Source organism: Pectobacterium sp. A5351, assembly GCF_028335745.1.
Lineage (GTDB): Bacteria > Pseudomonadota > Gammaproteobacteria > Enterobacterales > Enterobacteriaceae > Pectobacterium.
In genome coordinates, this window is record NZ_CP116477.1 from 3206377 (window position 1) to 3233104 (window position 26728).

Here is a 26728-nt window from a genome sequence, read left to right on the forward strand (position 1 = left end):
TCCTGTGCCACAACGCACTCCTCAGATAGACAGCTTGTTGATGCGTTTACCGCCGTAAAGCAGGTTAACGATGGCACGAGTACCGACGATCGCCGTAAACATTGAGGTCGCAATCCCAATCGCAGTCGTGATAGCAAACCCTTTGATAGAACCGGTACCTACCGCATACAGGATGATGACTTTAATCAACGTCGTGACGTTCGCATCAACAATCGAGCTGAATGCCCCTTTATAGCCCTCATGAATGGCCTGTTGCACAGAGCGACCATTACTGAGTTCTTCCTTGATACGTTCGTTAATCAGTACGTTAGCATCCACGGCAACCGCCAGCGTAAGCACGATACCCGCGATACCCGGCATAGTCAGCGTTGCCCCTGGCAACAGCGACATAACCCCGACAATCAATACCAGGTTAGCAACCAGTGCACTGGTCGCAATGACACCAAATTTCTTATAGAAGAAGACCATAAAGAGGATCGATGCGATCAAGCCCCACAAACAGGCTTCCAGCCCCTGAGTGATGTTTTGCATCCCCAGCGTAGGCCCAATCGTACGTTCTTCCACGATCTGAATTGGAGCAATCAGCGCACCCGCACGCAGCAGCAGAGAAAGCTGACGCGCTTCGTTCGGATTATCAATACCAGTAATACGGAAGCTGTTACCCAGTCGCGACTGAATCGTCGCCACGTTGATCACTTCTTCGTGTTTTTCCAGCACCGAACGGCCTGTCGCATCTTTCTTGCCGCTGTCTTTGTATTCTACAAACAGCGTCGCCATCAGCTTGCCGATACTGTCTTTGGTGAAGTTGGACATGGTGTTGCCACCCGCGCTGTCCAGAGAAATATTCACCTGAGGCTGATTATATTCATCCGTACTTGATGTCGAATCGGTAATATGGTCGCCCGTCAGAATCACGCGCTTGAACAGCACCACCGGTGAGCCGTCACGCATGTTCTTCACTTCAGAGTCGCCCGGCACGCGGCCGTTCGCCGCTGCGGTCGCATCAGCATTACTGTTGACCAGACGGAATTCCAGCGTAGCGGTTGCACCAAGAATTTCTTTCGCGCGCGCCGTGTCCTGAATACCCGGTAACTCAACGACGATGCGATCAGCGCCCTGACGTTGTACCAACGGTTCGGCAACGCCGAGTTGGTTCACACGGTTACGCAGGATATTGATGTTCTGCTGTACAGCGTATTCACGCGCTTCACGCAGACGTTCGTCAGACATCACCGCACGTAGCAGGTTGCTACCGCTGCTGCTGAGAACCAGATTGCGATGGCGGGACGTCAGATAGTTAATGCCGTCATCACGCGTTTGCGCATCACGGAAACGAATTTCGACACCGTAATTATCAATCTTGCGCACGGAGGCATAAGGAATGTTCTTCTCACGCAGATCGCTGCGCAAAGAGTCCATAGTTTGTTCTTGCAGTTTACCCAGCGCCGTATCCATATCCACTTCCATCAGGAAATGAACGCCGCCGCGCAGGTCAAGCCCCAATTTCATCGGCTCAGCACCTAACAACCGCAGCCAGGTTGGCGTGGCAGGTGCCAGGTTAAGTGCGACGACGAATTTTTCGCCCAGCTCATTAACGAGTGCTTCACGCGCGCGGAGCTGAATATCAGGGTTAGAGAAGCGAGCCAGAATTGCACCGTCTTCCAGTGCAATCGACTTGCTGGCAATATTTTGTTCTTTTAAGACATTCTGGACTTGGATCAGCGTCGTTTCGCTGGCGGCGGTTCCCCGCGCGCCAGTAACTTGTACCGCCGGATCCTCACCATATAGGTTAGGAAGTGCGTAGAGCAGGCCGACAAACAACACCACGACCAGCATCAGGTACTTCCACAAAGGATAACGATTTAACACGGCAGTTCCCTTCGGGAAAATCGGAAATTACAGGGCCTTAATCGTGCCCTTCGGCAGCACGGCAGCCACGAAATCACGTTTGATAACCACTTCATTGGTTTCATTCAACGCAATCGCAATATAGCCAGTTTCGGACACTTTAGTCACGCGACCAACCAGACCACCGGTCGTTAATACTTCATCACCCTTGCTGATAGAATCCATTAACTTTTTGTGTTCCTTGGCGCGTTTTTGCTGAGGACGCAGGATCATAAAGTAGAAAATCAGACCAAAAACGGCCAGCATAATAACCAGAGAGTACGGGCTTCCCTGAGCCGGAGCGCCAGTTGCAGCTACAGCATCGGAGATGAAAAGACTCATTTAAATATCCTCTTTTTTGTCAAAAGATAAGCTATCAAAAAGATAAATTATCAACCTTACAATCGTAAAAACGCTTCACAGCAAAATGCAATTCATAGCAAACGGGCTTCAGTTGCTTGCGGCAACGTCTTTTTCAGCCAGCGGCGGAATGGGTTTGCCTATCCGCTGGTAAAAATCCACCACAAAGTGCTCTAATTTACCCTCTTCAATGGCCTGACGTAAACCCGCCATTAAACGCTGATAATAACGCAAGTTATGAATGGTATTGAGTCGTGCTCCGAGTATTTCGTTGCAACGGTCAAGATGATGCAAGTAGGCGCGGCTATAATTGCGACACGTGTAGCAATCACAGTGTTCATCCAGCGGATTCACGTCGTCTTTATACTTCGCATTACGGATTTTTACCACGCCATCGGTCACGAAGAGATGCCCGTTACGGGCATTGCGCGTTGGCATCACGCAGTCAAACATATCGACACCGCGACGAACGCCTTCAACCAGGTCTTCCGGCTTGCCAACCCCCATCAAATAGCGCGGTTTATCTTCAGGGATCTGCGGACAAACGTGCTCCAGAATGCGGTGCATGTCTTCTTTCGGTTCGCCCACTGCTAAACCGCCCACAGCGTACCCATCAAAGCCAATGTCTACCAGCCCTTTTACGGATACATCACGTAAATCTTCGTAAACACTTCCCTGAATAATGCCGAACAGCGCGTTTTTATTCTCCAGCTCATCAAAACGCTGGCGGCTGCGTTTCGCCCAGCGCAGTGACATCTCCATCGAGCGCTTGGCGTAATCCCAGTCGGCAGGATACGGCGTACACTCATCAAAGATCATCACGATGTCAGAACCGAGATCGTGCTGAATTTCCATTGATTTTTCCGGGCTAAGGAAAATCGAATCTCCGTTGATTGGGTTACGGAAATGCACGCCCTGTTCGGTAATTTTGCGAATATCACCGAGGCTGAACACCTGAAAACCGCCGGAGTCCGTCAAAATCGGACCGTGCCACTGCATGAAATCATGCAGATCGCCGTGCAGCTTCATAATTTCCTGGCCGGGACGCAGCCACAAGTGGAACGTGTTACCGAGCAGGATCTGCGCGCCGGTCTCTTTTACTTCTTCCGGCGTCATGCCTTTCACCGTGCCGTAAGTTCCCACGGGCATAAAAGCTGGGGTTTCCACTACGCCACGTTCAAAAATCAATCTACCGCGTCGCGCACGGCCGTCCGTTGTTTGTAATTCGTACTTCACTTAACCTCCGGCATCAGAAAAACAGTCTGATGGTAATGATGTATTAATGCCTGACAGAGCGTGGTCTGTGGCATCGCTAGTGTGCAGAAAACCGGGTTTATCCCACTTTTTCCTGTTCGGCCATCGGGTTATGCGTAATAAACATCGCATCACCGTAGCTGAAAAAACGATACTGCTCTGCCACGGCTTCGCGATAGGCAGACATCGTGCTCTGGTAACCGGCAAAGGCCGACACCAGCATGATTAACGTCGATTCGGGTAAATGAAAGTTGGTCACCAGCGCATCGATAATGCGGTAGTGATAACCCGGATAGATAAAAATTTTGGTATCGCCGAAGAACGGTTCGATTGGCGCGTTCTGGCTGGCCTGTGCGGCGCTTTCCAGCGAGCGCACCGAAGTGGTGCCAACGGCGATCACGCGGTTTCCCCGCGCTTTGCACGCCAGCACAGCATCAACGACGTCCTGCGGCACTTCAGCATATTCGGCATGCATGATGTGATCTTCGATCGTATCGACGCGTACGGGCTGGAACGTCCCCGCTCCCACGTGCAGCGTCACGAACGCCATTTCGATGCCCTTCTCGCGTAACGTGGCCAGCATCGGTTCATCAAAGTGTAAACCTGCCGTCGGCGCGGCTACAGCGCCCGGACGCTGGCTATATACGGTCTGATAAAGCTCGCGGTCGGCGTCTTCATCAGGTCTGTCGATATAAGGCGGCAACGGCATGTGGCCGATATCATTCAGAATCGACAGGACATCGCGAGAGTCATCGAAATGCAGCTCAAATAGCGCATCGTGGCGAGCGGCCATCGTGGCTTTGACGCTCTCATCATCGCCCAGCAGTAGCGCAGTGCCTGGTTTCGGCGCTTTGGACGCCCGAACGTGCGCCAGCACCCGGTGTTCATCCAGCACACGTTCCACCAGCACTTCCAGCTTACCGCCGCTGGCTTTACGGCCAAACAGACGAGCCGGAATCACGCGCGTGTTGTTGAACACCAGCAGATCGCCGGGATTCAGTTTATCCAGCAAATCGGTAAACACGCCGTGCGTCAGATTTCCCGTTGGCCCATCCAGCGATAGCAGGCGACAACCACTGCGTTCCGCTTGTGGATAATGGGCAATCAATGATTCAGGAAGTTCAAACGAAAAATCGGCAACACGCATGGCAATTCACTTAGCTGTTAATACATTAAAAATGGGCGGCCTAGTCTAGAGCCGCAAGCGCATGGCTGCAAGAAATAAGCACCTAAGTCATGGAATGCATTATATCCAATAGAAAAGGTATATACTGTCACGATGAATTTTCTTGCTCACCTCCATTTGGCCACGCTGGCCGACAGCTCCCTATTAGGTAATCTGATGGCGGATTTCGTGCGCGGCAACCCGCAGGATAGCTATGCTGACGAAATCGTCGACGGTATCCGCCTGCATCGCCGTGTTGATTCACTGACCGACAGCCTGCCGGAAGTCAAACAGGCGCGTCAGTATTTCAGCGATGAATTCCGCCGCGTTGCGCCAATCACGTTGGATGTACTGTGGGATCATTACCTTGCACGGCACTGGCTACAGCTGGTACCGGATACCCCCCTGCAAACCTTTATTGACGGCGCGCAGTCACAAATCGAACCACATCTGGCGCACACGCCTGAACGTTTTCAGAACCTGAATCGCTATCTCTGGCCGGAGCGCTGGATGACGCGCTATGCAGAGCTGCCGTTTATCGCCGATGTGCTGCACAGAATGTCAGTACGCCGCCCAAAACTCGCGGCACTATCCGGTTCTTTTCAGGATATCGAGCAGCACTATCACCAATTTGAAATACTCTTCTGGCAGTTTTATCCACGGATGATGCAATTAGCGAAAGCGCAACAGTTGTAAGATCGCAATTTTTCCGTTTTTCTACGCGACGTATACCCTAAATAATTCGAGTTGCGTGACAAAACGTTAGCGTTTTGAACAACGCTCTGCGTTGACCCTTTAGGGCAAGGCCCATTTATGGCCTTGTAACGCGGCAAGCGCACGAATCCCCAGGAGCTTACATGAGTAAGTGACTGGGGGTGACAAATCTGCCGGGAGCAGATTTGAACGCTGCTTGCAGCGGCCCTTTAGGGCGAGGCCCACGACGGGCCGAGTATTTAAGAGTAGCCAACGCACAAGCAGCTTGAAGTATGACGGGTATTGTCCTTTCCATCAAAAGGGTTAATCTAGCCCCTTGAAAGGAAATAGCGATGAGTTCAATAGACAGAAACTATCTCATTGATTGGTCTCTTTGCCTGTATTCACTCAGGTAGAGTCCCTATACTAGTCGCTGTTTTTTATATCATCCGATCATTAACCGCTATCTACAGGAGTAATTATGGTCCTGGTAACTCGTCAAGCCCCAGACTTCACCGCAGCTGCCGTTTTAGGCAGTGGCGAAATCGTCGAAAATTTCAACCTGAAGAAGCACATCAACGGTAAAGCTGCCGTGATCTTCTTCTGGCCGATGGACTTCACCTTCGTTTGTCCGTCAGAGCTGATTGCTTTCGATCACCGCTATGCCGAGTTCAAGAAACGCGGTGTGGAAGTGGTTGGCGTGTCCTTCGACTCCGAGTTTGTTCACAACGCATGGCGTAAAACCCCTGTGGACAAAGGCGGCATCGGCGAAGTGCAATACGCGATGGTTGCTGACATTAAGCGCGAAATCCAGAAGGCCTACGGCATTGAGCACCCAGAAGCCGGTGTTGCACTGCGTGGTTCTTTCCTGATCGACAAAAGCGGCGTAGTTCGTCACCAGGTGGTGAACGATCTGCCGCTGGGTCGTAACATCGATGAAATGCTGCGTACCGTTGATGCCCTGCAATTCCACGAAGAGCACGGCGAAGTATGTCCGGCACAGTGGGAAAAAGGCAAATCCGGTATGGGCGCGTCACCAGACGGCGTAGCGAAGTACCTGTCTGAAAACGCAGACAAGCTGTAATCCCTCATCGCTGCCCTCAGGGGTAATGTGATAATCAAGCCAGTTGCTATGCGACTGGCTTTTTTTTGCCCGCAATGTTCCCCTCAGCGCTTCCCTATATCGCTCACCGCTTCCTAACACGACGATCCCAGAGAATACAAAAGGTTGACTGGGGGCGCTAAATCCTTAGCCTTAAAGCCACATCGTGTTAATGCACGACAGATTCATTGGAATAAAGGAGAACGCATGCAACAAAATCTCGCGCTGTGGCTGAGAGAAGCCGGAATACAACACGCTAGCATCATTGCGTTACTGATTGTTCTTGGGCTGATATTGCTCATTTCTGCCGTCATTCATCTGATTTTGCATCAGGTTGTGCTGAAAAGAATGGTGCTGCGTTCACTCAATAAGCCAGGAAAAACCGAGGGGCACGGGTGGAAACAGGCGTTAACGCAACACAACCTGTTTAATCGGCTGGCCTTCTTGCTGCAAGGGGTGATCCTCAATATTCAGGTCTTTGTATGGCTTCCCTCGCAGAGTGAAACCCGTGAAGCGCTCATCATCTGCTCTCAGGTGTGGATCATGATTTTTGCGCTGCTGTCCCTGTTCTCACTGCTCGACGTTCTGCTCAACGTTTCCGCCCGAACCAAAGTCGCGGCACAGTTGCCGCTACGCGGTATCTTCCAGAGCCTGAAACTGATTGCCACCATCGTCATCAGTATTATGGTGGTGTCGCTGCTCATCGGGAAATCGCCGCTGATTCTGATCAGTGGGCTAGGTGCGATGGCCGCCGTGCTGATGTTGGTGTTTAAAGATCCGATTATGGGATTGGTCGCAGGCATCCAACTCTCCGCCAACGATATGCTAACGCTGGGAGACTGGCTCGAAATGCCGAAATACGGCGCTGATGGCGCCGTTATCGACATCGGGCTGACAACGGTGAAGGTGAAAAACTGGGACAATACCGTCACCACCATACCCACCTACTCGCTGGTGTCCGATTCCTTCAAAAACTGGCGTTCGATGTCAGAATCAGGGGGAAGGCGCATCAAGCGCAGTATCAATATCGATACCACCAGCGTGCATTTTATGACGGAAGACGAACAGACACGATTGCTGCGCAGCAAATTACTGTCGCCTTATATTCAGAATAAAAAGAGCGAACTGGAGCAGCACAACGCACAGTCCGAATCCGACCTGACCTCACCGCTGAATGGCCGCCGCCTGACGAATTTAGGCACGTTCCGCGCCTACCTTCAGGTCTATCTGCGCTCGCATCCGGGTATTCATAAGGGGATGACGCTGATGGTACGGCAGCTCGCGCCAACGTCAGACGGGGTGCCGCTGGAAATTTATGCGTTCACCAACACGACCGCCTGGGTCGATTATGAAAGCATTCAATCTGACATTTTCGACCACATCTTTGCGATCCTGCCAGAGTTCGATCTGCGCGTTCACCAAACCCCAACCGGTCACGATATGCGGGTCATGGCGCAGCAAATGACGACCCCGAAAGCGTAATATCGATTCAATAAAAGCGCTCAGGTGGCAATAACGCTCACTTAAGCTTGGATTTAGGGGGAAACACGGTGATGAGGTTCCCGCAGGGATGCCTCACACCGTGGTAGCCCCCGGTATCTCGATCCTTAAACGATCGGTATTACTCCAACAGGAGTGCTTCTTCCGATAGCAAGCGACTAACTTAATTCTGTGCCGCTACCGCGTTCTGACGTTTCTTCTTCCAGACATAGCCCACTAAAAGCAACAATATCCAGATAATACCGACATACAGCGACACACGCGTATCCGGGAAGTAGCCGATCAGACCGATGATGAAGAACAGGAAGAGAATACCGAACACGGAGGTCGCGATACCGCCGCGCAGCGGGAACGCCAGCGCCTTCACTTCATCCGGGCTCAGACGGCGACGGAACGCAATCTGAGAAAACAGAATCATGATCCACACCCACACCGTCGCAAACGTTGCCAGTGAAGCAATCACCAGGAAAACTTTGCCAGGCATAATGTAGTTCAGGTACACCGCGACCAGCAGCGCCGTCATCATCACGACGACCGTTACCCACGGAATACCACGTTTGGAAATGCGGCTAAATACCTTCGGCGCATGCCCTTGTTCCGCCATTCCGTGCAGCATACGGCCAACACCGAAGACATCGCTGTTAATCGCCGACAGCGACGCAGTAATCACGACAAAATTCAGGATACCGGCCGCTGCCGTAATACCCATATGTTGGAACGTCAGCACGAACGGGCTCCCGTTTGTCCCGACCTGATTCCACGGGTAAATCGACATAATCACGAACAGCGTACCGACGTAGAACACCAGAATACGCCATGGCACCGAGTTAATCGCACGAGGGATAGACTTCTGCGGGTCTTTGGCCTCACCAGCCGTAATCCCGATGATTTCCACGCCGCCATACGCAAACATCACCAGTTGCAGCGAGAGAATCATCCCCATCACACCGTTACTGAAGAATCCGCCATTACTCCAGAGGTTATGGATACCGGTGGGTTCACCGCCGTTGCCAATCCCCCAGATGATGATGCCGATCCCGGCCGCGATCATGATGATAATCGTGGCCACTTTGAAGAAAGAGAGCCAAAACTCCAGTTCACCAAAAGCTTTTACATTCATCAGGTTAATGGCACCAATGATGAGTACAACACTCAGAACCCACACCCAGTGCGGCACGGCAGGGAACCAGACGCCCATGTAGATTCCAAATGCAGTCACATCGGCAATGGCGACAATCAGCATCTCAAAGCAGTAGGTCCAGCCAGTGATATAGCCCGCCAATGGCCCGAGGTAATCTTGTGCATAGCGAGAAAATGAACTGGACTGTGGGTTGTGTACCGACATTTCGCCCAGAGCGCGCATGATGATATACGCGACAACTCCGCCGATCAGATAAGCCAGTAACACGCTGGGGCCAGCCATTTGGATCGCACTTGCGGAACCATAAAAAAGACCGGTTCCGATCGCTGAACCAAGGGCGATAAAGCGAATATGCCGCGTGCTTAACCCACGCTTGAGCTTGGAAGATGGTTGTTCCATTGATAAGCAACCCTGTCTTATAGAAAGAAAACATTACAAAAAGAAAAACCACAGGCAAATACCTGTGGTGCAGAAACCCAACGTTGGGCCGGAGCAGTACGATATTCCTACCGCTCCAGCGCTATCAGGCATTAACGATATTATTGATGTACCGTAACTTCCTGACGACCACACACTCTGTCGTAAATCACCGCGACCAGCAAAATCAGCAGTGACGGAGGCAACCAGGCCAACCCTTGCTCACTCAGCGGCAGGTTGAGGCTCCACTCTGGCAACAGCGATTTGAAAGCCGACGATTTTATACCATCAATCATGCCAAATAACAGACTAACGAGCATGACGGGCGCCACAATACGTGAAGCGCTATTCCACCAGCGCAGCGTAAAGCTCAGTAAAACCAGAATGATACAAGGCGGATAAATCGCCGTCAGTACAGGAATAGAAAGTTGGATCAGATGGCTAAGACCCAGGTTAGACACCACCATTGAGAAGATGCCCAGCACAAACACCAGCGTGCGGTAAGACAACGGCAGGTATTGTGCAAAAAATTCAGCGCAAGCACAGGTTAGCCCCACCGCCGTCACCAGACAGGCGATAAAGATTAACAACGCCAGGAAGCTGCTTCCCATGTTACCGAATGTGTGTTGCACATAGGCATGGAGAATTTCAGCGCCGTTCTGCGCCTGCGGCACCAGTTCACCACTAACTGAACCGAGCTGGAACAAGCTCAAATAGACCAGTGTCAAGCCAATACCGGCAATTAACCCAGCCCACACGGTGTAACGCGTCAGCAGAACAGGGCTTGCCACCCCACGTGAGCGCGCGGCATTGACGATCACGATACCAAAGACCATCGCACCCAATGTATCCATCGTCAGATAGCCGTTAACGAAACCATTGGAAAACGGCAGATGCTCATACGCTTCCGTCGCGGGAATCGGCGTACCCGCAGGCCACAGCACCGCTGCAATGCCCAGTATCGCCAGAGCAATAATCTTTAAAGGAGCCAGCACGTGACCAACCGTATCCAGCAGTTTGCCCGGATACAGGGAAATCCCGATAACGATGGCAAAATAAATCAGGCTATAAATCAGTAACGGAGACGCCCCGTTGCCCACCAGAGGAGCCAGACCGACTTCAAACGACACGGTTGCCGTACGCGGCGTTGCGAACAGTGGCCCAACAGCCAGATAGCACACGGTCGCCAGAACCACACCGGCCTTTTTACCAATCGGCGAACTCAGCGCATCAACACCACCGCCAACCCGGGCAAGCGCGACCACGGTCAACACCGGTAGCCCCACCGCCGTTAGCAAAAAGCCGAGCGCTGCGGTCCAAACGTGCTCTCCCGCCTGCAATCCCACCATAGGCGGGAAAATAATATTTCCTGCCCCCACGAACAAAGCAAAGGTCATAAAACCTAATGCCACAATATCTTTGGAAGTTAAACGATGACTCATAGTTATGTCGTGTTGCCTGTATCAAATCGATAAAAAGAAAACTGTGTCGTTTATCGCCGCCGGAAGCCGTTCACAAAGGGTTGGCTAGGTGCATGACGCCAACACTTCGGCGACACGAAAATGGCGGTCATAGAAGTTATTTTTTGCACAGCTATATTGGGTGCTAAGTAAACCGTTTATAGCGTAAAAAGACAAGCAGAGATCCAAAAACCAGAACATACAGCCTAACTATGACAAAAATTAAGAATATAAATTGGTTTATCATGATTTGCATGACACATGATTTGCGCATTTATCGATATTTCATTGCAATAAAACTGACAAAAAACGGCATAAAATGCGCTGTTCGATCATAAAAAAAACATATTTCACAAAACATCGCGGCAGAAGGCAGGAGAACGTCCATAAAAAAAGGCCGGATCCTATGATCCAGCCTTTATCTATCCACGATAGGGATAAGGTTACTCCACCAGTGTTACCACACGCGATTGGCGATATCCACGACAAGCTTCAGCTTATTCCACTGCTGCTCTTCCGTCAGGCTGTTCCCCTCTTCCGTTGAAGCAAAACCACATTGCGGGCTCAGGCAAATCTGGCTGAGATCGACATATTTTGCCGCTTCCGCGATACGCGCCTGCACCACGTCGGCATCTTCCAGTTCACCGTTCTTCGTGGTGATCAGTCCCAGAACCACCTGCTGATGGCCCGGCTTCACAAAGCGCAGCGGCTCAAATCCACCCGCTCTCTCGGTATCGTATTCCAGGAAGAAGGCATCAACATTCACTTCGCCAAACAGAATCTCTGCCACAGGCTCATAGCCGCCTTCAGAAATCCAGGTTGAGCGGAAGTTACCGCGGCAGACGTGTAAACCGATAACCAGATCCGCAGGTTTATCAGCCAACGCTTTGTTCAACACGTCGGCGTATGTCCGCGCCAGCTGTGCCGGGTCTTCACCACGTTCACGGATCTGGCGTTTTTGATCGTCAGAGCACAGATAAGCCCACACGGTGTCATCCAGTTGCAGGAAGCGGCAGCCTGCGTCATAAAATGCATGAATCGCATCGCGCCAGGTTTGCGCCAGATCGTCGAAATAGTCGGCTAGGTCGGGATACACCGTCGCATCAATCGCTTTACGTCCGCCACGGAAATGCATCACGCTGGGGCTAGGAATCGTCATCTTAGCGACCGCATCGCCAGAAATGCTGTTCAGGTAGCGGAAATGATCGAGCATCGGATGCTGAGGGTTGAAACTCACTTTATCCACGACGCGAATCGCATGAGATTTCGTCTGAATACCGTTGAATTGAATACCGTGATCGGCTTCGTAGCGCTCCACACCGTGCAAATCAGCAAAAAAGTCAAAGTGCCACCAGGCACGACGCAGCTCACCATCCGTCACAATCTGTAAGCCCGCTTCACGCTGCTTTTCTACCACCCGCAGGATCTCACGATCTTCAATGTTACGCAGCGCGATATCATCAATCTCGCCCGCCTGATGCTGAAGACGAGCCTGCTTAATCGCAGCCGGACGTAAGAAACTGCCGACGATATCAGCACGGAAAGGGGATAAGGTGTTCGCCATGTGTCGCTCCTGACATGTTGCCAGCACCGATCTTCAGGAAAGAAGCATGCTGACAGATAGTTTCAATATGAAATATTTGCCCAGAGAGATAGTTACATTTAATTTTATATAGCCATCTGGACGTCTAAATTTAAAACTATCCTGTCACGTGACAAAGCACAGGGCAATAGAAGAATTTTCACATTACATGAAGAAAATTCATGTAATGCAGAAACATCGCAAATTCGTGGATGAGAAGAATTACTCCGGCAGGCCGATCTGCTGACGCGTCTGACGACGCGTCTCTTCGGGTAGCGGTAAATAACCATCCTGATTCACCAGCGACTGCCCCGTTTCGGACAGCACACGATCTAAAAATGCCGCCGTCAGCGCTTCCAGCGGTTGGCTGGGCGCTTTGTTCACATAGATGTAAAGGTAACGGGTGTAGGGATATAAACCGCTGCGGATATTTTCAGTCGAGGGATAAATGTAGTCGCTCCCTTGTGCGGCTAACGGCAGCATTCTCACGCCGCTGGTACGAAAGCCCACGCTGGCATAGCCGATGGCATCCGTTGAAGCAGCCACCGCCTGCACAACGGATGCCGAGCCTGGCAACTCATTAACCTGAGGAAGGAAATCGCCGCGGCATAGCGCCTTTTGCTTAAAGAACCCGTAGGTTCCTGACGCAGAATTTCGCCCATAGCGCAGTAGCGTGCGTTTTTCCCAACTGCCGCGCAGGCCGAGATCGCCCCACTGTTTTATCGGCTGGTGGTTACCGCAGCGTTGCGTAATCGAAAAGATGGCGTCCAACTGCGATAAATTCAGCCCAGGCAGCGGGTTATCCTGATTGACCAGCACCACCAGCGCATCCATCGCGACCGGCACCGCCAGCGGTGGATAGCCATAGTGCTGGACGAACGCGTCAATTTCGCTGGCTTTCATCGCCCTGCTCATCGGCCCAAGCTGCGCCGCCCCCGATGCCAGAGATGTCGGCGCAGAAGATGATCCAGCGGCCTGAATCTGTAAATTCACGTTCGGGTAGTGCTGGCTGAAATCCGCCGCCCAAAAGGCCATCAGGTTAGCCAGCGTATCCGACCCCGCGCTGGAGAGATTGCCCGCCAACATCTGGCGAGGCTGTGCAACGCAAAACGCGCTGAGCAGCAGTAAAAAAGCGCCCGCAATACGAGTGGCGGATGTCATGGTAGCGTTTTCCGTCAGGCTAAAGGTTTCACCGTATTTTCAGCCAGAGAGGCAGGGACAATCAACCGATTCGGCAACGTAAAGACAAAACGCGAGCCCAGACCATCCTCACTCATGATTTCCAGACGGGAATCATGATGGCTGAGCGCATGTTTAACAATCGCCAGCCCCAGCCCGCTGCCGCCCGTCTGCCGTGAACGCGCCTTATCGACTCGATAAAAGCGCTCTGTCAGGCGCGGTAAATGTTCGGCCGCAATGCCCGGCCCGTTATCGCTGACCTGAAATTGCGCCCCTTGCGGGATCTTCTGCCAGCAGACTTCGATGCGCGTTCCCGCTGGCGTGTGGTTAATCGCGTTATACACCAGATTGGATACCGCGCTGCGCAGCTGTTCTTCATTACCAAACACGCAGAGACTTTCGTTCACACGAAAGACAATCTCATGACGTCCCTGACTGAGGGTCTGCGCTTCACGCTGTAACACGCGCAGCATCAATGGAATATCGACTTTTTCATTCAGATCGATTGCCGTCGCCGCCTCAATACGGGACAAGGTCAGCAGCTGTTTGACCAGCCCGTCCATGCGTCGGGTCTGCTCCTGCATGGTATTCAGTGCCTTCCCTCGCAAGGCCGCATCCAGCGTTTCTTCCTGCATCATTTCCAGATAACCCTGCAACACCGTCAGCGGCGTACGCAGTTCATGGCTCACGTTGGCAAAAAAGTTACGTCTGGCACCTTCAAGCTGGTGCATTTGCGTAATATCACGCACCACCATCAGTAGCTGCCCTTCGGAATAGGGCATCACGCGGAATTCAACATGGTGGGAATTATTCAACTGCAACGTGAGAGGACGGCTAAAATCTTGCCCTTTCATGTAGTTGGTGAATTCGGGATAGCGCAATAAGTTGAGGATATTCTGACCGTTATCTTCCGGCCAGCGGAAACTCAGCAGGTGCTGCGCCAGATGATTACACCAGAAGATCGTTCCTTCTTCGGTAGTGATCACCACGGCATCGGGCAAAGACTCGGCACCGCTGCGAAACCGTTTGATCAGGAGCGCCAACTCACGGCGTCGGCGTCGGTTACGCAACTGCATCTGATAGAGCCCGTAAAACAGCGGCTCCCAGCTCCAGCGGCCGGGCGGTGGCGTCATGCTGCGGTCAACCCACAGCCAGTAAGAGAGTTTCAGTTGGTTATAAAAGTTCCAGCAGAGTAAGCCTAATACGGCGACCAGCAGAAACCAGGGCAGATAACCAAAAATCAGCCCTAGCAGCAACGCGGGCAAACAAAAAAAAGCCAGCTCCAATGCCAGCCTTTTCCAGGATAAACGTTCTAGCACGTTAATATTTCTCCGGTTACGATCACCTCAGTAACGCGTTGAAAAACGGTAGCCCGTTCCCCGAACGGTTTGCACCATTTTGTCATGTCCGCTGGTTTCCAGCGCTTTACGCAGGCGACGAATATGGACGTCGACAGTACGATCCTCAACATAAACGTTAGTGCCCCAAACGTGATTCAGCAACTGTTCCCGGCTATAAACACGTTCAGGATGCGTCATAAAGAAATGCAGCAGCTTAAATTCCGTCGGCCCCATGTCCAACGCGTGCTCTTCGGTCGTCACGCGATGAGAGGAAGGATCGAGGCTCAGGCCACGCATTTCAATCACTTCTTCCACCGCCATCGGTGAAATGCGGCGCATCACGGCTTTGATACGCGCCACCAATTCTTTGGGTGAAAACGGCTTGGTAATGTAATCATCCGCACCCACTTCAAGCCCGCGCACGCGGTCTTCTTCTTCACCGCGTGCGGTCAACATCATCACCGGAATATCACGCGTCAGCGCCTCGCGCTTCATATGCTTGATGAATTGCAGGCCCGACCCGCCAGGCAGCATCCAGTCCAATAACACCAGTTCTGGGAACGGCTCCGACAGTTGCGTTACTGCACTGTCATAGTCTTCGGCTTCAACGGGTTGATAACCATTTTGCTCCAGTACAAAGCAGACCATTTCACGAATTGGTGCTTCATCTTCCACGACTAATATGCGTTTTGCCATTGTCAATCCTGTCGTTAATCATCGTCGCTGTTAGCAGGCGGAGGCATTATGCGTCAGTTTTATGACAGATTTATGAAAAACACACGGACCTCTCTGCACGATTGTTACAGCGCGTACATCCGATTTTTCGAGCCGCTTTCCAAACGTCTGATTCCACCGCGACAGCCGCCATGCCTGCTATATATAATCATGGCATTACGATGACAAAGTACGATGGCGACGACACACCCTTTCACATAATAAATAATGACAACGTCGTCCATCGCCACGCGGCATGAATATCGAGAGAACACGATGCGCATTATCCACACCGCCGATTGGCATTTAGGGCAATATTTTTATACCAAAAGCCGCGCTGCTGAGCATCAGGCTTTTCTGCACTGGCTTATCGCTCAGGTGGAGCACCATCAGGTCGATGCCATTATAGTCGCAGGCGATATTTTTGATAACGGCTCGCCCCCCAGCTATGCACGGGAAATGTATTATAGCTTCGTGGTAGAACTACAGCACACGGGCTGCCAGCTCGTTATTCTCGGCGGCAACCACGATTCCGTCGCGATGCTGAATGAATCCCGCGAGTTGCTGGCCTGCCTGAACACGCGGGTGATTGCCTGCGCCAGCGACGATCCCGCCCAGCAAGTGCTCCTGCTGCAAAACCGTCAACAGCAGCCCGGTGCCCTGCTCTGTGCCATTCCTTTTTTACGTCCACGCGATGTATTGACCAGCAAAGCCGGGCAATCAGGGGATGAAAAACAGCTGGCGCTACAGGAAGCGATTACGGCGCACTACCAGCAGTGTTACCAACTGGCTTGCCAAAAGCGCGATGAACTTGGCCTGCCGCTACCGATTATTGCAACCGGGCACCTGACGACCATTGGCGCAACCGCCTCGGAATCCGTGCGCGATATCTATATTGGTACGCTCGATGCGTTCCCTGCTCAGGCTTTTCCCCCTGCGGATTATATCGCGCTCGGCCATATTCACCGCCCGCAGCGCGTGACGCAAAGCGAGCATATTCGCTACAGCGGTTCGCCTATCCCGCTAAGTTTTGACGAACTCAACAGCGAGAAATCCGTGTGCTTGATCAGTTTTGAACCAGATTTGCCAGCACAAATAGAAATATTGTCTATTCCTGTCACTCAGCCGATGCAGTTGATTAAAGGTAGCCTGAGCGACATTGAACGACAGTTGGCCGCATTTCAGGATTATCGAGGCGATAAACCGGTATGGCTGGATATCGAAATCAGCACGCAGGATTATCTTAGCGACATGCAAAAACGCGTTCAGGCGATGACCGAGAATCTGTCTGTTGAGGTGCTTCTGCTACGCCGCACACGAGAACAGCGTATGCAGGCGATGACGCAACAGGACAAGGAAACGCTGAACGAGCTCAGCGTACATGACGTTTTTGAACGCCGTCTGGCAACGGAGACAGAGATGGAAGAGAGCCGCCAGCAGCGCGTTCGCATGCTGTTTAATCAGGTTATTGATGAACTGGAAAATAGCGAGCCAGCCAAATGAAGATTCTCAGTCTGCGCCTAAAAAACCTCAACGCGCTAAAAGGCGAATGGAAGATCGACTTCACGCAGGAGCCGTTTTCCAGCAACGGCTTATTTGCCATTACCGGCCCAACTGGCGCGGGAAAAACTACGCTGCTGGATGCCATCTGCCTGGCGCTGTACCACGAAACACCACGGCTTGGCCTGCTTTCCGCCAGCCAGAATGACCTGATGACGCGTAATACCGCAGAATGCCTTGCAGAGGTCGAATTCGAAGTGAAAGGCGTGGGATACCGCGCCTTCTGGAGCCAGCGGCGGGCAAGAAATGTCCCTGACGGCAATTTGCAGTCTCCCAAGGCCGAACTCGCGCGCATTGAAGACGGCAAAATTCTGTGTGAAAAACTCAATGATAAAAAAGAGATGATCACGCAACTCACCGGGCTGGATTTTGGCCGCTTTACGCGTTCCATGATGCTGTCGCAGGGGCAATTTGCCGCCTTCCTCAACGCCAAAGCAGACGACCGAGCGGAACTGCTGGAAGAGCTGACCGGTACGGACATTTACGGCCTGATTTCCGAACGCGTCTATGACAAGCACAAACAGGCAAGCGTCGCACTGAGCACGCTACAGGCGCGTGCATCCGGTATTCAGCTATTGACCGATGAGCAGCGTCAACAGGTGGAAGAACAGCTTGCCGAGCTGATCCAGCAGGAGCAACGGGGCAACATCGAGCGAGAGCAAGCGCTGACTACGCTACGCTGGTTCGAACAACTGACGCAGCGGCAAACACAGCTGACCAATACGCAGGCACAACATGCAAGCGCCGAATCCGCCATTCAGCAGGCTAAGCCACAGCTCGACAAGCTAACCAGCAGCGAACCGGCAGAAAAACTGAGGCCGCTGCACCAGGAACGAGAACGCTATCGGCAAGAGTCTCTTGTGATCGCCCAGCACATTGAACAACTGACCGCAAAGCAGGCCGCCGAGCAAACGACGCTGGCAACGCTACGCCAGCAGGAAGAAAAAGCCGAGCAGGATGTTAGTAGACACAAACAGGTACGGCAGCAACAAGAGTTGTTAATCAACGAACAGATTGTGCCACTTGACCATCGGATTGCCACGCTGGTGCAGCAGCACGCCCAGCAGCAGGACGAACTGGCCAAAATGCAGGTTCGCCTGCACGCAGATGAAAGCAAGCAAACTCAGACAGCGGCAGAGCAACAACAGGCTAAACAACAGCTTGAACAGATTCAGTCTTACCGCCAGCAACACGCGCATCATCAGCAGTGGGGAGAGCGGTTGCCTCTGTGGCGCACCCAGTTTCGACAATTGCGCCAGTTTCAGGACGAACAACAGAAGCTGGAGCAGAAACAGGCGCAGCACAGGCGAGAGTCGACGGCGCTACAGCAAGCAGCCGAAATACTGGCGACACAACAGCGTGAACAACAAAAAGTCGTTGATGCAGCGCGCCAACAGTTCACACAACATGATGAGGCGCAGCAACATCAGGACGCGCACCAGTCGCTTTCCACGCTGCGCCAGCGCTTTAATCAGCTCATGGATCAGCAGACTACATGTCGACAGTTCGCAACCGTCAGCGACCAGTTCCAGCGTCTTCAGGTGCGCAAGCAGCAGCACCTCGCCAAACAGGTTGAGATACAAGGACATATCGACCAGTCGCAAATATTATGGAAACAGCAACAGTCTGAGCATGAACAGCGCAGCCAGCATCTGGCCGATCTGGAAACAATCTATCGGCAGGAAGAACGTATTGTTAATCTGGAAGCCGAACGGCAACGGCTACAGGCAGGAGAAGCGTGTCCGCTGTGTGGCTCAACCGAGCACCCCGCCATTGAGCGCTATCAGGCACTGCAACCGTCTGAAACTCAGCAACGCCTGACAACGTTACAGCAGGAAGTGAATCGATTAACAACGGCGTTGGCGAATACAACGGCTCAACTGGCCTCGCTAGAGCAGCAGCGGGAGCTGTTGCAGCAGGACATCGTTCAGCTCGATAGCGAACATCAAACCCTGCTCCAACAGTGGCAAGATGTCAGTGAGCGCTTACAAGTTAACTACTCGCTGGAACAACAGGACGACATCGCGGCCTGGCTTACACAGCGTGAAGCCGAAGAACAGGCTATTCGGCAGCAGATTACCCTCCGCGAGCAGCGACAAAAACAGTGGCAGGAAAGTAAGGATTTACTGACTGCCGCAGAGGCATTGCAGCGGGAACTCGACCAGAAAATCGAGCTGAACACTCAGCAACACACCTCGCTACGCGTTACGCAGGAAGAAACGACTCAGTCACTGCAACATGTGCATCAGCAACTCATGCAGCATACGCAGGAAATGACGCAGGCGCTGGCAACAATAGGGCTTCTTCTGCCAGACGCTGACGCACAAGATGACTGGCTGGCTCAGCGCGAGAACGAATGGCAAGACTGGAAAACCAAAGAGCAGGAACAATCTCGCTTAATTCCCCTGTTAGCCACGCTGGACAGCGATCTTCAGCATCTGCACCACAGCGTGACAGAGGCGAGACAGTTGATCCAAACACAGCAACAGCAGTTGGCACAGCACCTCGCGCGGCTCAACGCAAGCCAACAAGAGCGACTGGCACTTTTTGGGAACCGGCAAATCACCGATGTGCGCGAGCAACTACAGCGAACCAGCCAGCAGTATGACGATGCGCTCAGACTGGCCCTGTCAGCTCGTCAGCAAACCGAAACGACGTTGAGCCGTCTGACGGGAGAGTTGGTTAGCACGCAACAGCAGTATGAACAGAGCACGCGCCAGCATGAGAGTGCGACCGAACGCTTTACTCAGGCGTTGCAGCAAAGCACGTTCACAGATGAAACCACGTTCCTCAATGCCCTGCTCGATGAACAGGAACGCCAGACGTTGCAGGCATTAAAGGAAATGCTGTATCAGCGCTTGCAGCAGGCCGCGACGCTGCGCCAGCAGGCTGAAGGAGAGCTTTTCGCCCATCAGCAACAACGGCCAGCATCCCTGACGGAAGAGGTCACGCAGGAAGCAATACAGCAGCAGGTGGCAGCGCTGGATGACACGCTGAAAACCAACCTGCGGCAACAGGGAGAATTCCAGCGCCAGTTGGCTGATGATAAACAACAGCGTCAGAGCCAGCAGGATTTACTTAACGAGATCGCCCAAAGCCAGCAAAGAAATGACGACTGGGAGACGCTAAACTCGCTGATCGGTTCAAGTAAAGGGGATAAGTTCCGCAAGTTTGCTCAGGGGCTGACCTTGGATCATCTGGTCTATCTCGCTAATCTCCAGCTTGCACGCCTGCATGATCGCTATCAGCTAAAACGTAAGCCCGGTGGCGAACTGGAACTTCTGGTCATGGATACCTGGCAAGCGGATGCCGAGCGCGACACAAAAACGCTATCCGGCGGCGAGAGTTTTCTGGTCAGCCTGTCGCTGGCATTAGCGCTGTCCGATCTGGTCAGCCATAAAGCCAGTATCGACTCACTGTTTCTGGATGAAGGCTTCGGCACGCTGGATGCCGAGACGCTGGATATCGCGCTGGACGCGCTGGATAACCTGAACGCTTCGGGTAAAACCATCGGCGTCATTAGCCATGTCGAAGCCATGAAAGAGCGTATTCCGGTACAGATAAAAGTGCAGAAGGTTAACGGGCTGGGTGTCAGTCGGCTGGCACCGCAGTACGCCGTTTAGCGATGATTCGGTCTGCAATTATTCCGTCTTCGGCCAAAGCCAGGCGGCTCCGCGCACCCCACTGGAGTCGCCGTGAATGGCCTGAAGCACAGGCGTTTCGCACTCGCCGCCAAAGATCCACGGTTTAATCTTTTCCGGCACGGTTTGATAAAGGCGAGAAACGTTGCTCATTCCGCCCCCCAGTACCACCACATCAGGATCGAGCAGGTTAATCACATGCGCCAACGATTTTGCCAGACGATGCTCATAGCGCTGCAACGCCAGTTCAGCGATGGGATCGCCCTGCTCTGCCAAGGCAATAATCGCCTCGCCCTTGTGCGGCTGACCGCTCAGGCGCTGGTAATCCACGGCAAACCCGGTGCCAGAGATAAACGTTTCAATACAGCCGGACTTACCGCAGTAGCAGGGAACCGTCTGCCGGTAGCGCAACTCATCGTCATCCATCCAAGGCAGCGGGTTATGCCCCCATTCACCCGCAATACCGTTGCCGCCGACGTGAGCCTGCCCGTTCAGCGCAACGCCCGATCCACAGCCGGTGCCAATGATGACCGCGAAGACGGTTTTCTTCCCTGCTCCGGCACCGTCAACCGCCTCTGAAACCGCGAAACAGTTCGCGTCATTGGCGACGCGTACGGGCCGATTCAGCAGCGTGGCGAGATCGCGATCCAGCGCCTGACCGTTGAGCCAGGTGGAGTTGGCATTTTTTACCTTGCCGGTAAACGGCGATAACGTACCGGGGATTCCTACGCCGACGCTACCACGGCAGCCAATCGCTTTTTCAGCCATCTCCACCAGCGTGATAATAGTCCGTAGCGTTTCCGGGTAGTCATTTCTTGGCGTCGGCATACGCTGCCGAAAACGTTCCTGCCCCTCATCATCCAGCGCGATAACTTCCGTTTTCGTCCCGCCCAGATCGATACCCATTCTCATGATGTCTCCCCACGTGTTGTAAATAGGCCCGCGTAAGTGTGTCACCGACCTAGAAAACGTTCTTATTTATAGTAGGTACCCTAAATCATTCGAGCCGCGCAGCCAACGCACATGCAATTTGAAGTATGACGGGTATAACCAGAGAAACCAATCAGCGACAACACAAAGCGTGATAGGTATTCCTCTGAATCCCGGTATTTTATTCCACATTACGGCCGCGAATTCGTTATCATGCGCGCAACATTACAAACCCGCGTGCAAACCTGCGCGCCCAGTCAGGGATAACACCATGTTGTGGTTTAAAAACTTAATGATTTACCGCCTAAGCCGGGACAGCGTGCTGTCCAAAGATAACGTTTTATCTGAGGATGAACTGGAAAAACGGCTCAGCGCGTTCACGTTCACCCCGTGCGGCAGTCAGGATATGATGAAAACGGGCTGGGTATCGCCAATGGGATCGCATAGCGATGCGTTAACGCACGTCGTGAATGGGCAAATCGTTATCTGCGTCCGTAAAGAAGAAAAAATCCTGCCATCTCCGGTCATCAAGCAAACCCTTCAGGCCAAAATTGAACGTCTGGAAGCGGAACAGCACCGCAAGCTGAAAAAAACCGAAAAAGACTCGCTGAAAGACGAAGTGCTGCATAGCCTGCTGCCGCGTGCGTTCAGCCGTTTCAGTCAGGTCTGGATGTGGATCGATACGGTTAATGGCCTGATTATGGTCGACGCCGCCAGCGCCAAAAAAGCCGAAGATACGCTGGCGCTGCTGCGTAAAACCCTAGGGTCACTGCCCGTTGTGCCGCTGACGATGGAAAACCCTATCGAGCTGACGCTGACTGAGTGGGTACGTTCCGGTGAGCCAGCCGCTGGTTTCACGTTACAGGATGAAGCAGAGCTAAAAGCGATTCTGGAAGACGGTGGCGTGATCCGCTGTAAAAAACAGGATTTGGTCTGCGATGAAATCGCTGTGCATATTGAAGCCGGCAAACTGGTCACCAAGCTGGCGCTGGACTGGCAGGAACGTATTCAACTGGTCTTGTCCGAGGACGGTTCGGTAAAACGATTGAAGTTCTCCGATACGCTGCGGGAACAAAATGACGATATCGATCGGGAAGATTTTGCTCAGCGGTTTGATGCTGATTTCATTTTGATGACCAGCGAACTGGCTGCGTTGATTGCGAATCTGATTGAAGCGTTGGGCGGAGAAGCCCAACGTTAATGCTGTCGATCGTTAATACGATCAATTGTTAATGCGATTGATTGTTAATTCAGTCGATTGCTAATGCAGTCAGTAATTGCCCGCCGTCGTTCTGGCCGCGGGCAATACCTCTTCAGTGATAATCTGTTAGACTCGGAATGCCCCAACCACGGCATTCAGTTCTTCAGCCTGTGATTGCAACGCCCCCGACGCAGCAGCAGATTCCTGCACCAGCGCGGCGTTTTGTTGCACCATTGAATCCAACTGCGCGACCGCTTTGTTGATCTCATTGATGCCACGCATTTGTTCATCCGCCGCATGCGTAATTTCGGACATCACCGAGCTCACCGTAGACACGCCGCCGACAATTTCATTCATCGTGTCGCTGGCCTGACGAACCTGCACAGAGCCGGATGTCACGCTAGAGACTGTCGATTCAATCAGCTCTTTAATTTCTTTTGCGGCCTGCGCGCTGCGCTGTGCCAGACTACGAACTTCACCAGCAACCACCGCGAAGCCACGACCCTGCTCACCCGCACGCGCCGCTTCTACCGCAGCGTTAAGCGCCAGAATGTTAGTCTGGAATGCAATGCCATCAATCACGCCGATGATATCGCCGATCTTCCCAGATGCGACCACGATCTCTTCCATCGTGACAATCACATCGGAGACCACTTTTCCGCCCGTGCCTGCATCTTTCGACAGCAGCAACGCCTTAGCGTTAACCTGCTGCGCCGATCCTGCCGACTGTGTCACCGCCGCGGAGATTTCTTCTAGCGAGGCTGCCGTTTGCTGAATGCTCGACGCCGCAGATTCGGTACGCGCAGAAAGATCGTTATTCCCCGCAGAGATTTCATCCGCCGCTACCTGAAGCGAGGCGCTGATATCCCGAATCTGGATCATGACCTGACTGATCTTATCGACAAAGATGTTAAACGAGCGGGCAATTTGCGCAACTTCATCCTGCCCTTCATCCGGCAGGCGCTGCGTCAGATCGTTATTACCGTTACTGATATCATCCATTGCGTCGCGGATTTGCAGCAGACGCTTGAGCGTTGACGTGATAATAAAGCCAATAATCAACGTTCCCAGCAGCGCGATGGCAACCAGTGTGATGACCGACGTAGACAACAGAGAGCGCATGCCCGCCGTCGCTTCAGCTTTGTCCAACGCCACCAGCATGTACCAGTTCGTGCCAGTAATCGGTTTTGCCAACACCAGTTTGGTCGATCCGGAGAAATCCACATCGCGAGCGCTGTTTGCTGAAAGAATGTCGCTCAGGTTAATCGCAGGCGCAATCTCGGTGATATTTTTCAGCGTCAGTGTTTCATCTGGGTGCGCAATAATCGTACCGCTGCGGTCAATCAACACGCCAAAACTTCCTGGGCTTGGGTTAATCGCTTTGACGTTTTCAATCACGCTTTTCATCGTGACGTCACTGCCAACGACACCTCTGACCGTACTTCCTTCCAGTACAGGCGCAACGAAAGAAACCACCAGCGTATTCGTTACCATATCAACATACGGCGCGGTTGCTAACGGTTTGCCTTCTTTCACGGCCTGCTGATACCAAGGTCTGACGGTCGGGTTGTAATCGGCAGGGATGCCGCCAGGATCGGCAAACTTGGCGGTGCCATTAGCGTAACCCATATACACGTTCAGGAACCCGCCGGATGCCACAATCTGTTTAAACAGCGGGACCGGGTCTTCATCCTTCATGGCGCGATCGTGCAGCGCGGAAATCATCTGCGTTTTAGACGCAACCCAGTCACTGATAGCGATACTATGGCTAGTCGCTACCGCGTCCAGCGTGTTCTGGATCGATTCCTTATTAGCGTTATTGGCGATGGTGTAATTAAGAAAGGTATTGATAACAAGCGAAAGTACAACAATGGTCGAACAGGCCGCAAGGATGCGGGAACGCGTCGTTTTCAGCATAAAATACTCTTTGCATAGAATAGTTATACTATCCATAACGGCACAGCAAAATAAAACTTGAATGCTATCACATTCTATAGCCGCTATTTATCTTAAATAGCCGTCATGATAATGAATACGTTCAACCACAGTAGGACGGTAAGAAAAGATAACAGAGGTAGATAAAGTTGTAAGATCAGAACAAAAAACCAAGTTTAAAAAAATAAAATGGATAAAAAACTTATTATTTATCATAGAAAAACATTATTGGTGAGGTACGTTATTTATTGAAATTTAACAAATTAGGGATAATTCCTAATAAGCTCGATATTCTTTCGTATTATTAATTAATAAACAAAATTAAATAAAGCAGCTCATATATGGAATTAATGATTACCGTTATGAGAAGAAAACGACAGCGTATGCCGAATCAAAAAAATGGTGGGGCAATAAAAAAGTGACTTTCCATTCATCATGGAAAGCCACTTTCATTTTATTGATAAGGAGAGGATAAATTACAGGTACTTACACAGATAAGAGGTCGGTTCGACTACCTGCAAGTTGAACTCACTTTTTCCCGGAACGAAAAACGTTTCTCCCGGAGTGAAAACCTGCCAATCCGGCGCGCCTGGCAACAGGACCTTCAATGCTCCGGTGATGACCGTCATTTCTTCCGGCTGCCCGGTTCCAAAGGTGTATTCACCCGCATCCATGACGCCGACACTCGCGCGGCCAATGCCGTCGCCTTCAAAACCGATTGATTTGACCTTCCCTGCAAAATACTCATTTACATTCAGCATAGCGCGGCACCTATCGTCGAAAAATTCAGAAAATTCATCTTAAAAGGAGAGTCGCGCTACTGTCACGATCTATTCATTGAAAGTTAGTGTTCGGTAACACTGACTGGTGATTATTTTGCCAGTGTCCAGTCACCGTTCTACGCGGCCGACAAACGCAGCGCCTTCAATACGTTTGCCACAATCGCTTCCGGCGTCTGCGATGCATCAATAACGTGGTGCGCGACACCGCGATAAAGCGCCTCGCGCGCAGCCAGTACATCGGCCATCTCCTCCGCGATAGGACGGCCAGTCAACGTGGGCCGCTGGTTATCCTGTGGGTTTTCCTCCAGCCGCTGAGCCAGCAGCTCCGCATCCGCATGCAGGTAAATCACGGTGCCTTTATCGTGCATAAAGCGTCGGTTGGCTTCCGCAAGCACCATACCGCCCCCCGTCGCAACGATGCAGCGGTTAGACGTCACTTGCTGAAGCGCCAGACTTTCACGCTGGCGGAATCCATGCCATCCTTCCTGCGCGACCACATCAGCCACCGTCATATTGGTGGTCTGCTGCATAAACAGGTCGGTGTCGACAAAGTCATATCCCAACGCCTGCGCCAGTTGATGCCCAACGGTGGTCTTCCCACAGCCTCTGGCACCAACCATAAAAATGGGGTGTGTCATGTAATGACGTATCCTTCTTCTTTACTCGCCCATTCCGTCATACTTCAAGCTGCGCGCGCGTCGGCTGTTTCGCAACTCAGACTATTTCGGGTATCAAAGATAAATGGGGTGATTACCTGCTTTGTCGTGGGCTGAATCATACCGATAAAATCAACAGAGAGGGAAGTGACTTCTCAGTGGGAATGAAAAGTTGAATAACCAAAAGTAAAAATGGGATGACAGGAAATAAAAAGCCCCGCATTTAAAG

20 protein-coding genes are annotated in these 26728 nt (G+C 52.2%); 6 read left to right on the plus strand and 14 right to left on the minus strand.

The window, feature by feature from the left end; translation table 11 throughout:
• Window positions 1–21 precede the first annotated feature (21 nt).
• The 4 genes from secD to queA all read right to left on the minus strand — a co-directional run bounded on the left by secD (window position 22) and on the right by queA (window position 4648).
• Window positions 22–1869 carry a protein translocase subunit SecD gene (gene secD, locus O1Q74_RS14875; protein WP_271874333.1) on the minus strand — a complete coding sequence of 616 codons (1848 nt, stop codon included), beginning with the start codon at window positions 1867–1869 and terminating at the stop codon, window positions 22–24.
• Window positions 1870–1896: 27 nt separating this feature from the next.
• A complete protein-coding gene (yajC, locus tag O1Q74_RS14880; RefSeq protein WP_012773703.1) occupies window positions 1897–2229 on the minus strand; it encodes a preprotein translocase subunit YajC in 333 nt (110 codons plus the stop codon).
• A gap of 108 nt (window positions 2230–2337) precedes the next feature.
• Window positions 2338–3483 (minus strand): tRNA guanosine(34) transglycosylase Tgt, encoded by a 1146-nt coding sequence (gene tgt, locus O1Q74_RS14885; RefSeq protein ID WP_225087201.1) that lies wholly within the window; start codon window positions 3481–3483, stop codon window positions 2338–2340.
• A gap of 97 nt (window positions 3484–3580) precedes the next feature.
• Window positions 3581–4648, minus strand: coding sequence for a tRNA preQ1(34) S-adenosylmethionine ribosyltransferase-isomerase QueA (gene queA / locus O1Q74_RS14890; RefSeq protein WP_271874341.1), 1068 nt, complete (start codon window positions 4646–4648; stop codon window positions 3581–3583).
• 132 nt (window positions 4649–4780) lie between these two features.
• On the opposite strand from queA, the gene O1Q74_RS14895 reads away from it, so the two are divergent.
• From O1Q74_RS14895 to O1Q74_RS14905, 3 genes are all read left to right on the plus strand, one after another.
• Complete coding sequence (locus O1Q74_RS14895; RefSeq protein WP_012773700.1) at window positions 4781–5362, plus strand: acyl carrier protein phosphodiesterase; 582 nt, start codon at window positions 4781–4783, stop codon at window positions 5360–5362.
• Between the two features lie 478 nt (window positions 5363–5840).
• Entirely contained in the window at window positions 5841–6443 is a 603-nt protein-coding gene (locus O1Q74_RS14900; RefSeq protein WP_025918784.1) for a peroxiredoxin C, read from the plus strand.
• Window positions 6444–6668: 225 nt separating this feature from the next.
• Window positions 6669–7943: a mechanosensitive ion channel family protein gene (locus tag O1Q74_RS14905; protein ID WP_271874349.1), complete on the plus strand. Its 1275-nt coding sequence runs from the start codon at window positions 6669–6671 to the stop codon at window positions 7941–7943.
• Window positions 7944–8124: 181 nt separating this feature from the next.
• On the opposite strand, the gene proY is transcribed toward O1Q74_RS14905, so the two are convergent.
• From proY to phoB, 6 genes are all read right to left on the minus strand, one after another.
• Window positions 8125–9501, minus strand: coding sequence for a proline-specific permease ProY (proY, locus tag O1Q74_RS14910; RefSeq protein WP_271874352.1), 1377 nt, complete (start codon window positions 9499–9501; stop codon window positions 8125–8127).
• Window positions 9502–9641: 140 nt separating this feature from the next.
• Complete coding sequence (brnQ, locus tag O1Q74_RS14915) at window positions 9642–10961, minus strand: branched-chain amino acid transport system II carrier protein (protein ID WP_271874354.1); 1320 nt, start codon at window positions 10959–10961, stop codon at window positions 9642–9644.
• A 475-nt stretch (window positions 10962–11436) separates the two neighbouring features.
• Window positions 11437–12543 carry a cobalamin-independent methionine synthase II family protein gene (locus O1Q74_RS14920; protein ID WP_263058933.1) on the minus strand — a complete coding sequence of 369 codons (1107 nt, stop codon included), beginning with the start codon at window positions 12541–12543 and terminating at the stop codon, window positions 11437–11439.
• 240 nt (window positions 12544–12783) lie between these two features.
• On the minus strand, window positions 12784–13722 hold the full coding sequence (locus O1Q74_RS14925; protein ID WP_271874360.1) for a PstS family phosphate ABC transporter substrate-binding protein: 939 nt from the start codon (window positions 13720–13722) through the stop codon (window positions 12784–12786).
• Between the two features lie 14 nt (window positions 13723–13736).
• Window positions 13737–15059, minus strand: a complete 1323-nt coding sequence (phoR, locus tag O1Q74_RS14930; RefSeq protein ID WP_271874362.1) for a phosphate regulon sensor histidine kinase PhoR — start codon at window positions 15057–15059, stop codon at window positions 13737–13739.
• Window positions 15060–15086: 27 nt separating this feature from the next.
• Window positions 15087–15776 carry a phosphate response regulator transcription factor PhoB gene (gene phoB / locus O1Q74_RS14935; RefSeq protein ID WP_005975981.1) on the minus strand — a complete coding sequence of 230 codons (690 nt, stop codon included), beginning with the start codon at window positions 15774–15776 and terminating at the stop codon, window positions 15087–15089.
• A gap of 294 nt (window positions 15777–16070) precedes the next feature.
• Here phoB and sbcD point away from each other — a divergent pair, with 294 nt between their 5' ends.
• Window positions 16071–17297, plus strand: coding sequence for an exonuclease subunit SbcD (gene sbcD, locus O1Q74_RS14940; protein WP_271878949.1), 1227 nt, complete (start codon window positions 16071–16073; stop codon window positions 17295–17297).
• Window positions 17294–20977: an SbcC/MukB-like Walker B domain-containing protein gene (locus tag O1Q74_RS14945; RefSeq protein ID WP_271874372.1), complete on the plus strand. Its 3684-nt coding sequence runs from the start codon at window positions 17294–17296 to the stop codon at window positions 20975–20977. The genes sbcD and O1Q74_RS14945 overlap by 4 nt, the downstream gene beginning before the upstream one ends.
• Window positions 20978–20995: 18 nt before the next feature.
• Here O1Q74_RS14945 and mak read toward each other — a convergent pair whose 3' ends face one another.
• Window positions 20996–21907, minus strand: a complete 912-nt coding sequence (mak, locus tag O1Q74_RS14950; RefSeq protein ID WP_271874375.1) for a fructokinase — start codon at window positions 21905–21907, stop codon at window positions 20996–20998.
• 289 nt (window positions 21908–22196) lie between these two features.
• Here mak and rdgC point away from each other — a divergent pair, with 289 nt between their 5' ends.
• Window positions 22197–23126, plus strand: a complete 930-nt coding sequence (rdgC, locus tag O1Q74_RS14955) for a recombination-associated protein RdgC (RefSeq protein WP_271874378.1) — start codon at window positions 22197–22199, stop codon at window positions 23124–23126.
• A 126-nt stretch (window positions 23127–23252) separates the two neighbouring features.
• Here the strand turns inward: rdgC and O1Q74_RS14960 are convergent, their stop codons facing one another.
• The 3 genes from O1Q74_RS14960 to aroL form a co-directional block, all read right to left on the minus strand.
• Entirely contained in the window at window positions 23253–25043 is a 1791-nt protein-coding gene (locus O1Q74_RS14960) for a methyl-accepting chemotaxis protein (RefSeq protein WP_271874380.1), read from the minus strand.
• A 494-nt stretch (window positions 25044–25537) separates the two neighbouring features.
• The gene (gene ppnP / locus O1Q74_RS14965) at window positions 25538–25822 is read right to left on the minus strand and encodes a pyrimidine/purine nucleoside phosphorylase (protein WP_012773683.1); all 285 of its coding nucleotides are present in this window, start codon (window positions 25820–25822) and stop codon (window positions 25538–25540) included.
• A gap of 137 nt (window positions 25823–25959) precedes the next feature.
• Window positions 25960–26481 carry a shikimate kinase AroL gene (gene aroL, locus O1Q74_RS14970; RefSeq protein ID WP_271874383.1) on the minus strand — a complete coding sequence of 174 codons (522 nt, stop codon included), beginning with the start codon at window positions 26479–26481 and terminating at the stop codon, window positions 25960–25962.
• Window positions 26482–26728 lie beyond the last annotated feature (247 nt).

Bases quoted from the DNA above. Each gene is read 5' to 3' on its own strand.
- yajC (WP_012773703.1), bottom strand. From the start codon at position 2,229: ATGAGTCTTTTCATCTCCGATGCTGTAGCTGCAACTGGCGCTCCGGCT.
- ppnP (WP_012773683.1), bottom strand. From the start codon at position 25,822: ATGCTGAATGTAAATGAGTATTTTGCAGGGAAGGTCAAATCAATCGGT.
- queA (WP_271874341.1), bottom strand. From the start codon at position 4,648: ATGCGTGTTGCCGATTTTTCGTTTGAACTTCCTGAATCATTGATTGCC.
- aroL (WP_271874383.1), bottom strand. From the start codon at position 26,481: ATGACACACCCCATTTTTATGGTTGGTGCCAGAGGCTGTGGGAAGACC.
- brnQ (WP_271874354.1), bottom strand. From the start codon at position 10,961: ATGAGTCATCGTTTAACTTCCAAAGATATTGTGGCATTAGGTTTTATG.
- O1Q74_RS14905 (WP_271874349.1), top strand. From the start codon at position 6,669: ATGCAACAAAATCTCGCGCTGTGGCTGAGAGAAGCCGGAATACAACAC.
- phoB (WP_005975981.1), bottom strand. From the start codon at position 15,776: ATGGCAAAACGCATATTAGTCGTGGAAGATGAAGCACCAATTCGTGAA.
- mak (WP_271874375.1), bottom strand. From the start codon at position 21,907: ATGAGAATGGGTATCGATCTGGGCGGGACGAAAACGGAAGTTATCGCG.
- rdgC (WP_271874378.1), top strand. From the start codon at position 22,197: ATGTTGTGGTTTAAAAACTTAATGATTTACCGCCTAAGCCGGGACAGC.
- O1Q74_RS14920 (WP_263058933.1), bottom strand. From the start codon at position 12,543: ATGGCGAACACCTTATCCCCTTTCCGTGCTGATATCGTCGGCAGTTTC.
- proY (WP_271874352.1), bottom strand. From the start codon at position 9,501: ATGGAACAACCATCTTCCAAGCTCAAGCGTGGGTTAAGCACGCGGCAT.
- O1Q74_RS14900 (WP_025918784.1), top strand. From the start codon at position 5,841: ATGGTCCTGGTAACTCGTCAAGCCCCAGACTTCACCGCAGCTGCCGTT.
- O1Q74_RS14960 (WP_271874380.1), bottom strand. From the start codon at position 25,043: ATGCTGAAAACGACGCGTTCCCGCATCCTTGCGGCCTGTTCGACCATT.
- O1Q74_RS14945 (WP_271874372.1), top strand. From the start codon at position 17,294: ATGAAGATTCTCAGTCTGCGCCTAAAAAACCTCAACGCGCTAAAAGGC.
- O1Q74_RS14925 (WP_271874360.1), bottom strand. From the start codon at position 13,722: ATGACATCCGCCACTCGTATTGCGGGCGCTTTTTTACTGCTGCTCAGC.
- sbcD (WP_271878949.1), top strand. From the start codon at position 16,071: ATGCGCATTATCCACACCGCCGATTGGCATTTAGGGCAATATTTTTAT.
- O1Q74_RS14895 (WP_012773700.1), top strand. From the start codon at position 4,781: ATGAATTTTCTTGCTCACCTCCATTTGGCCACGCTGGCCGACAGCTCC.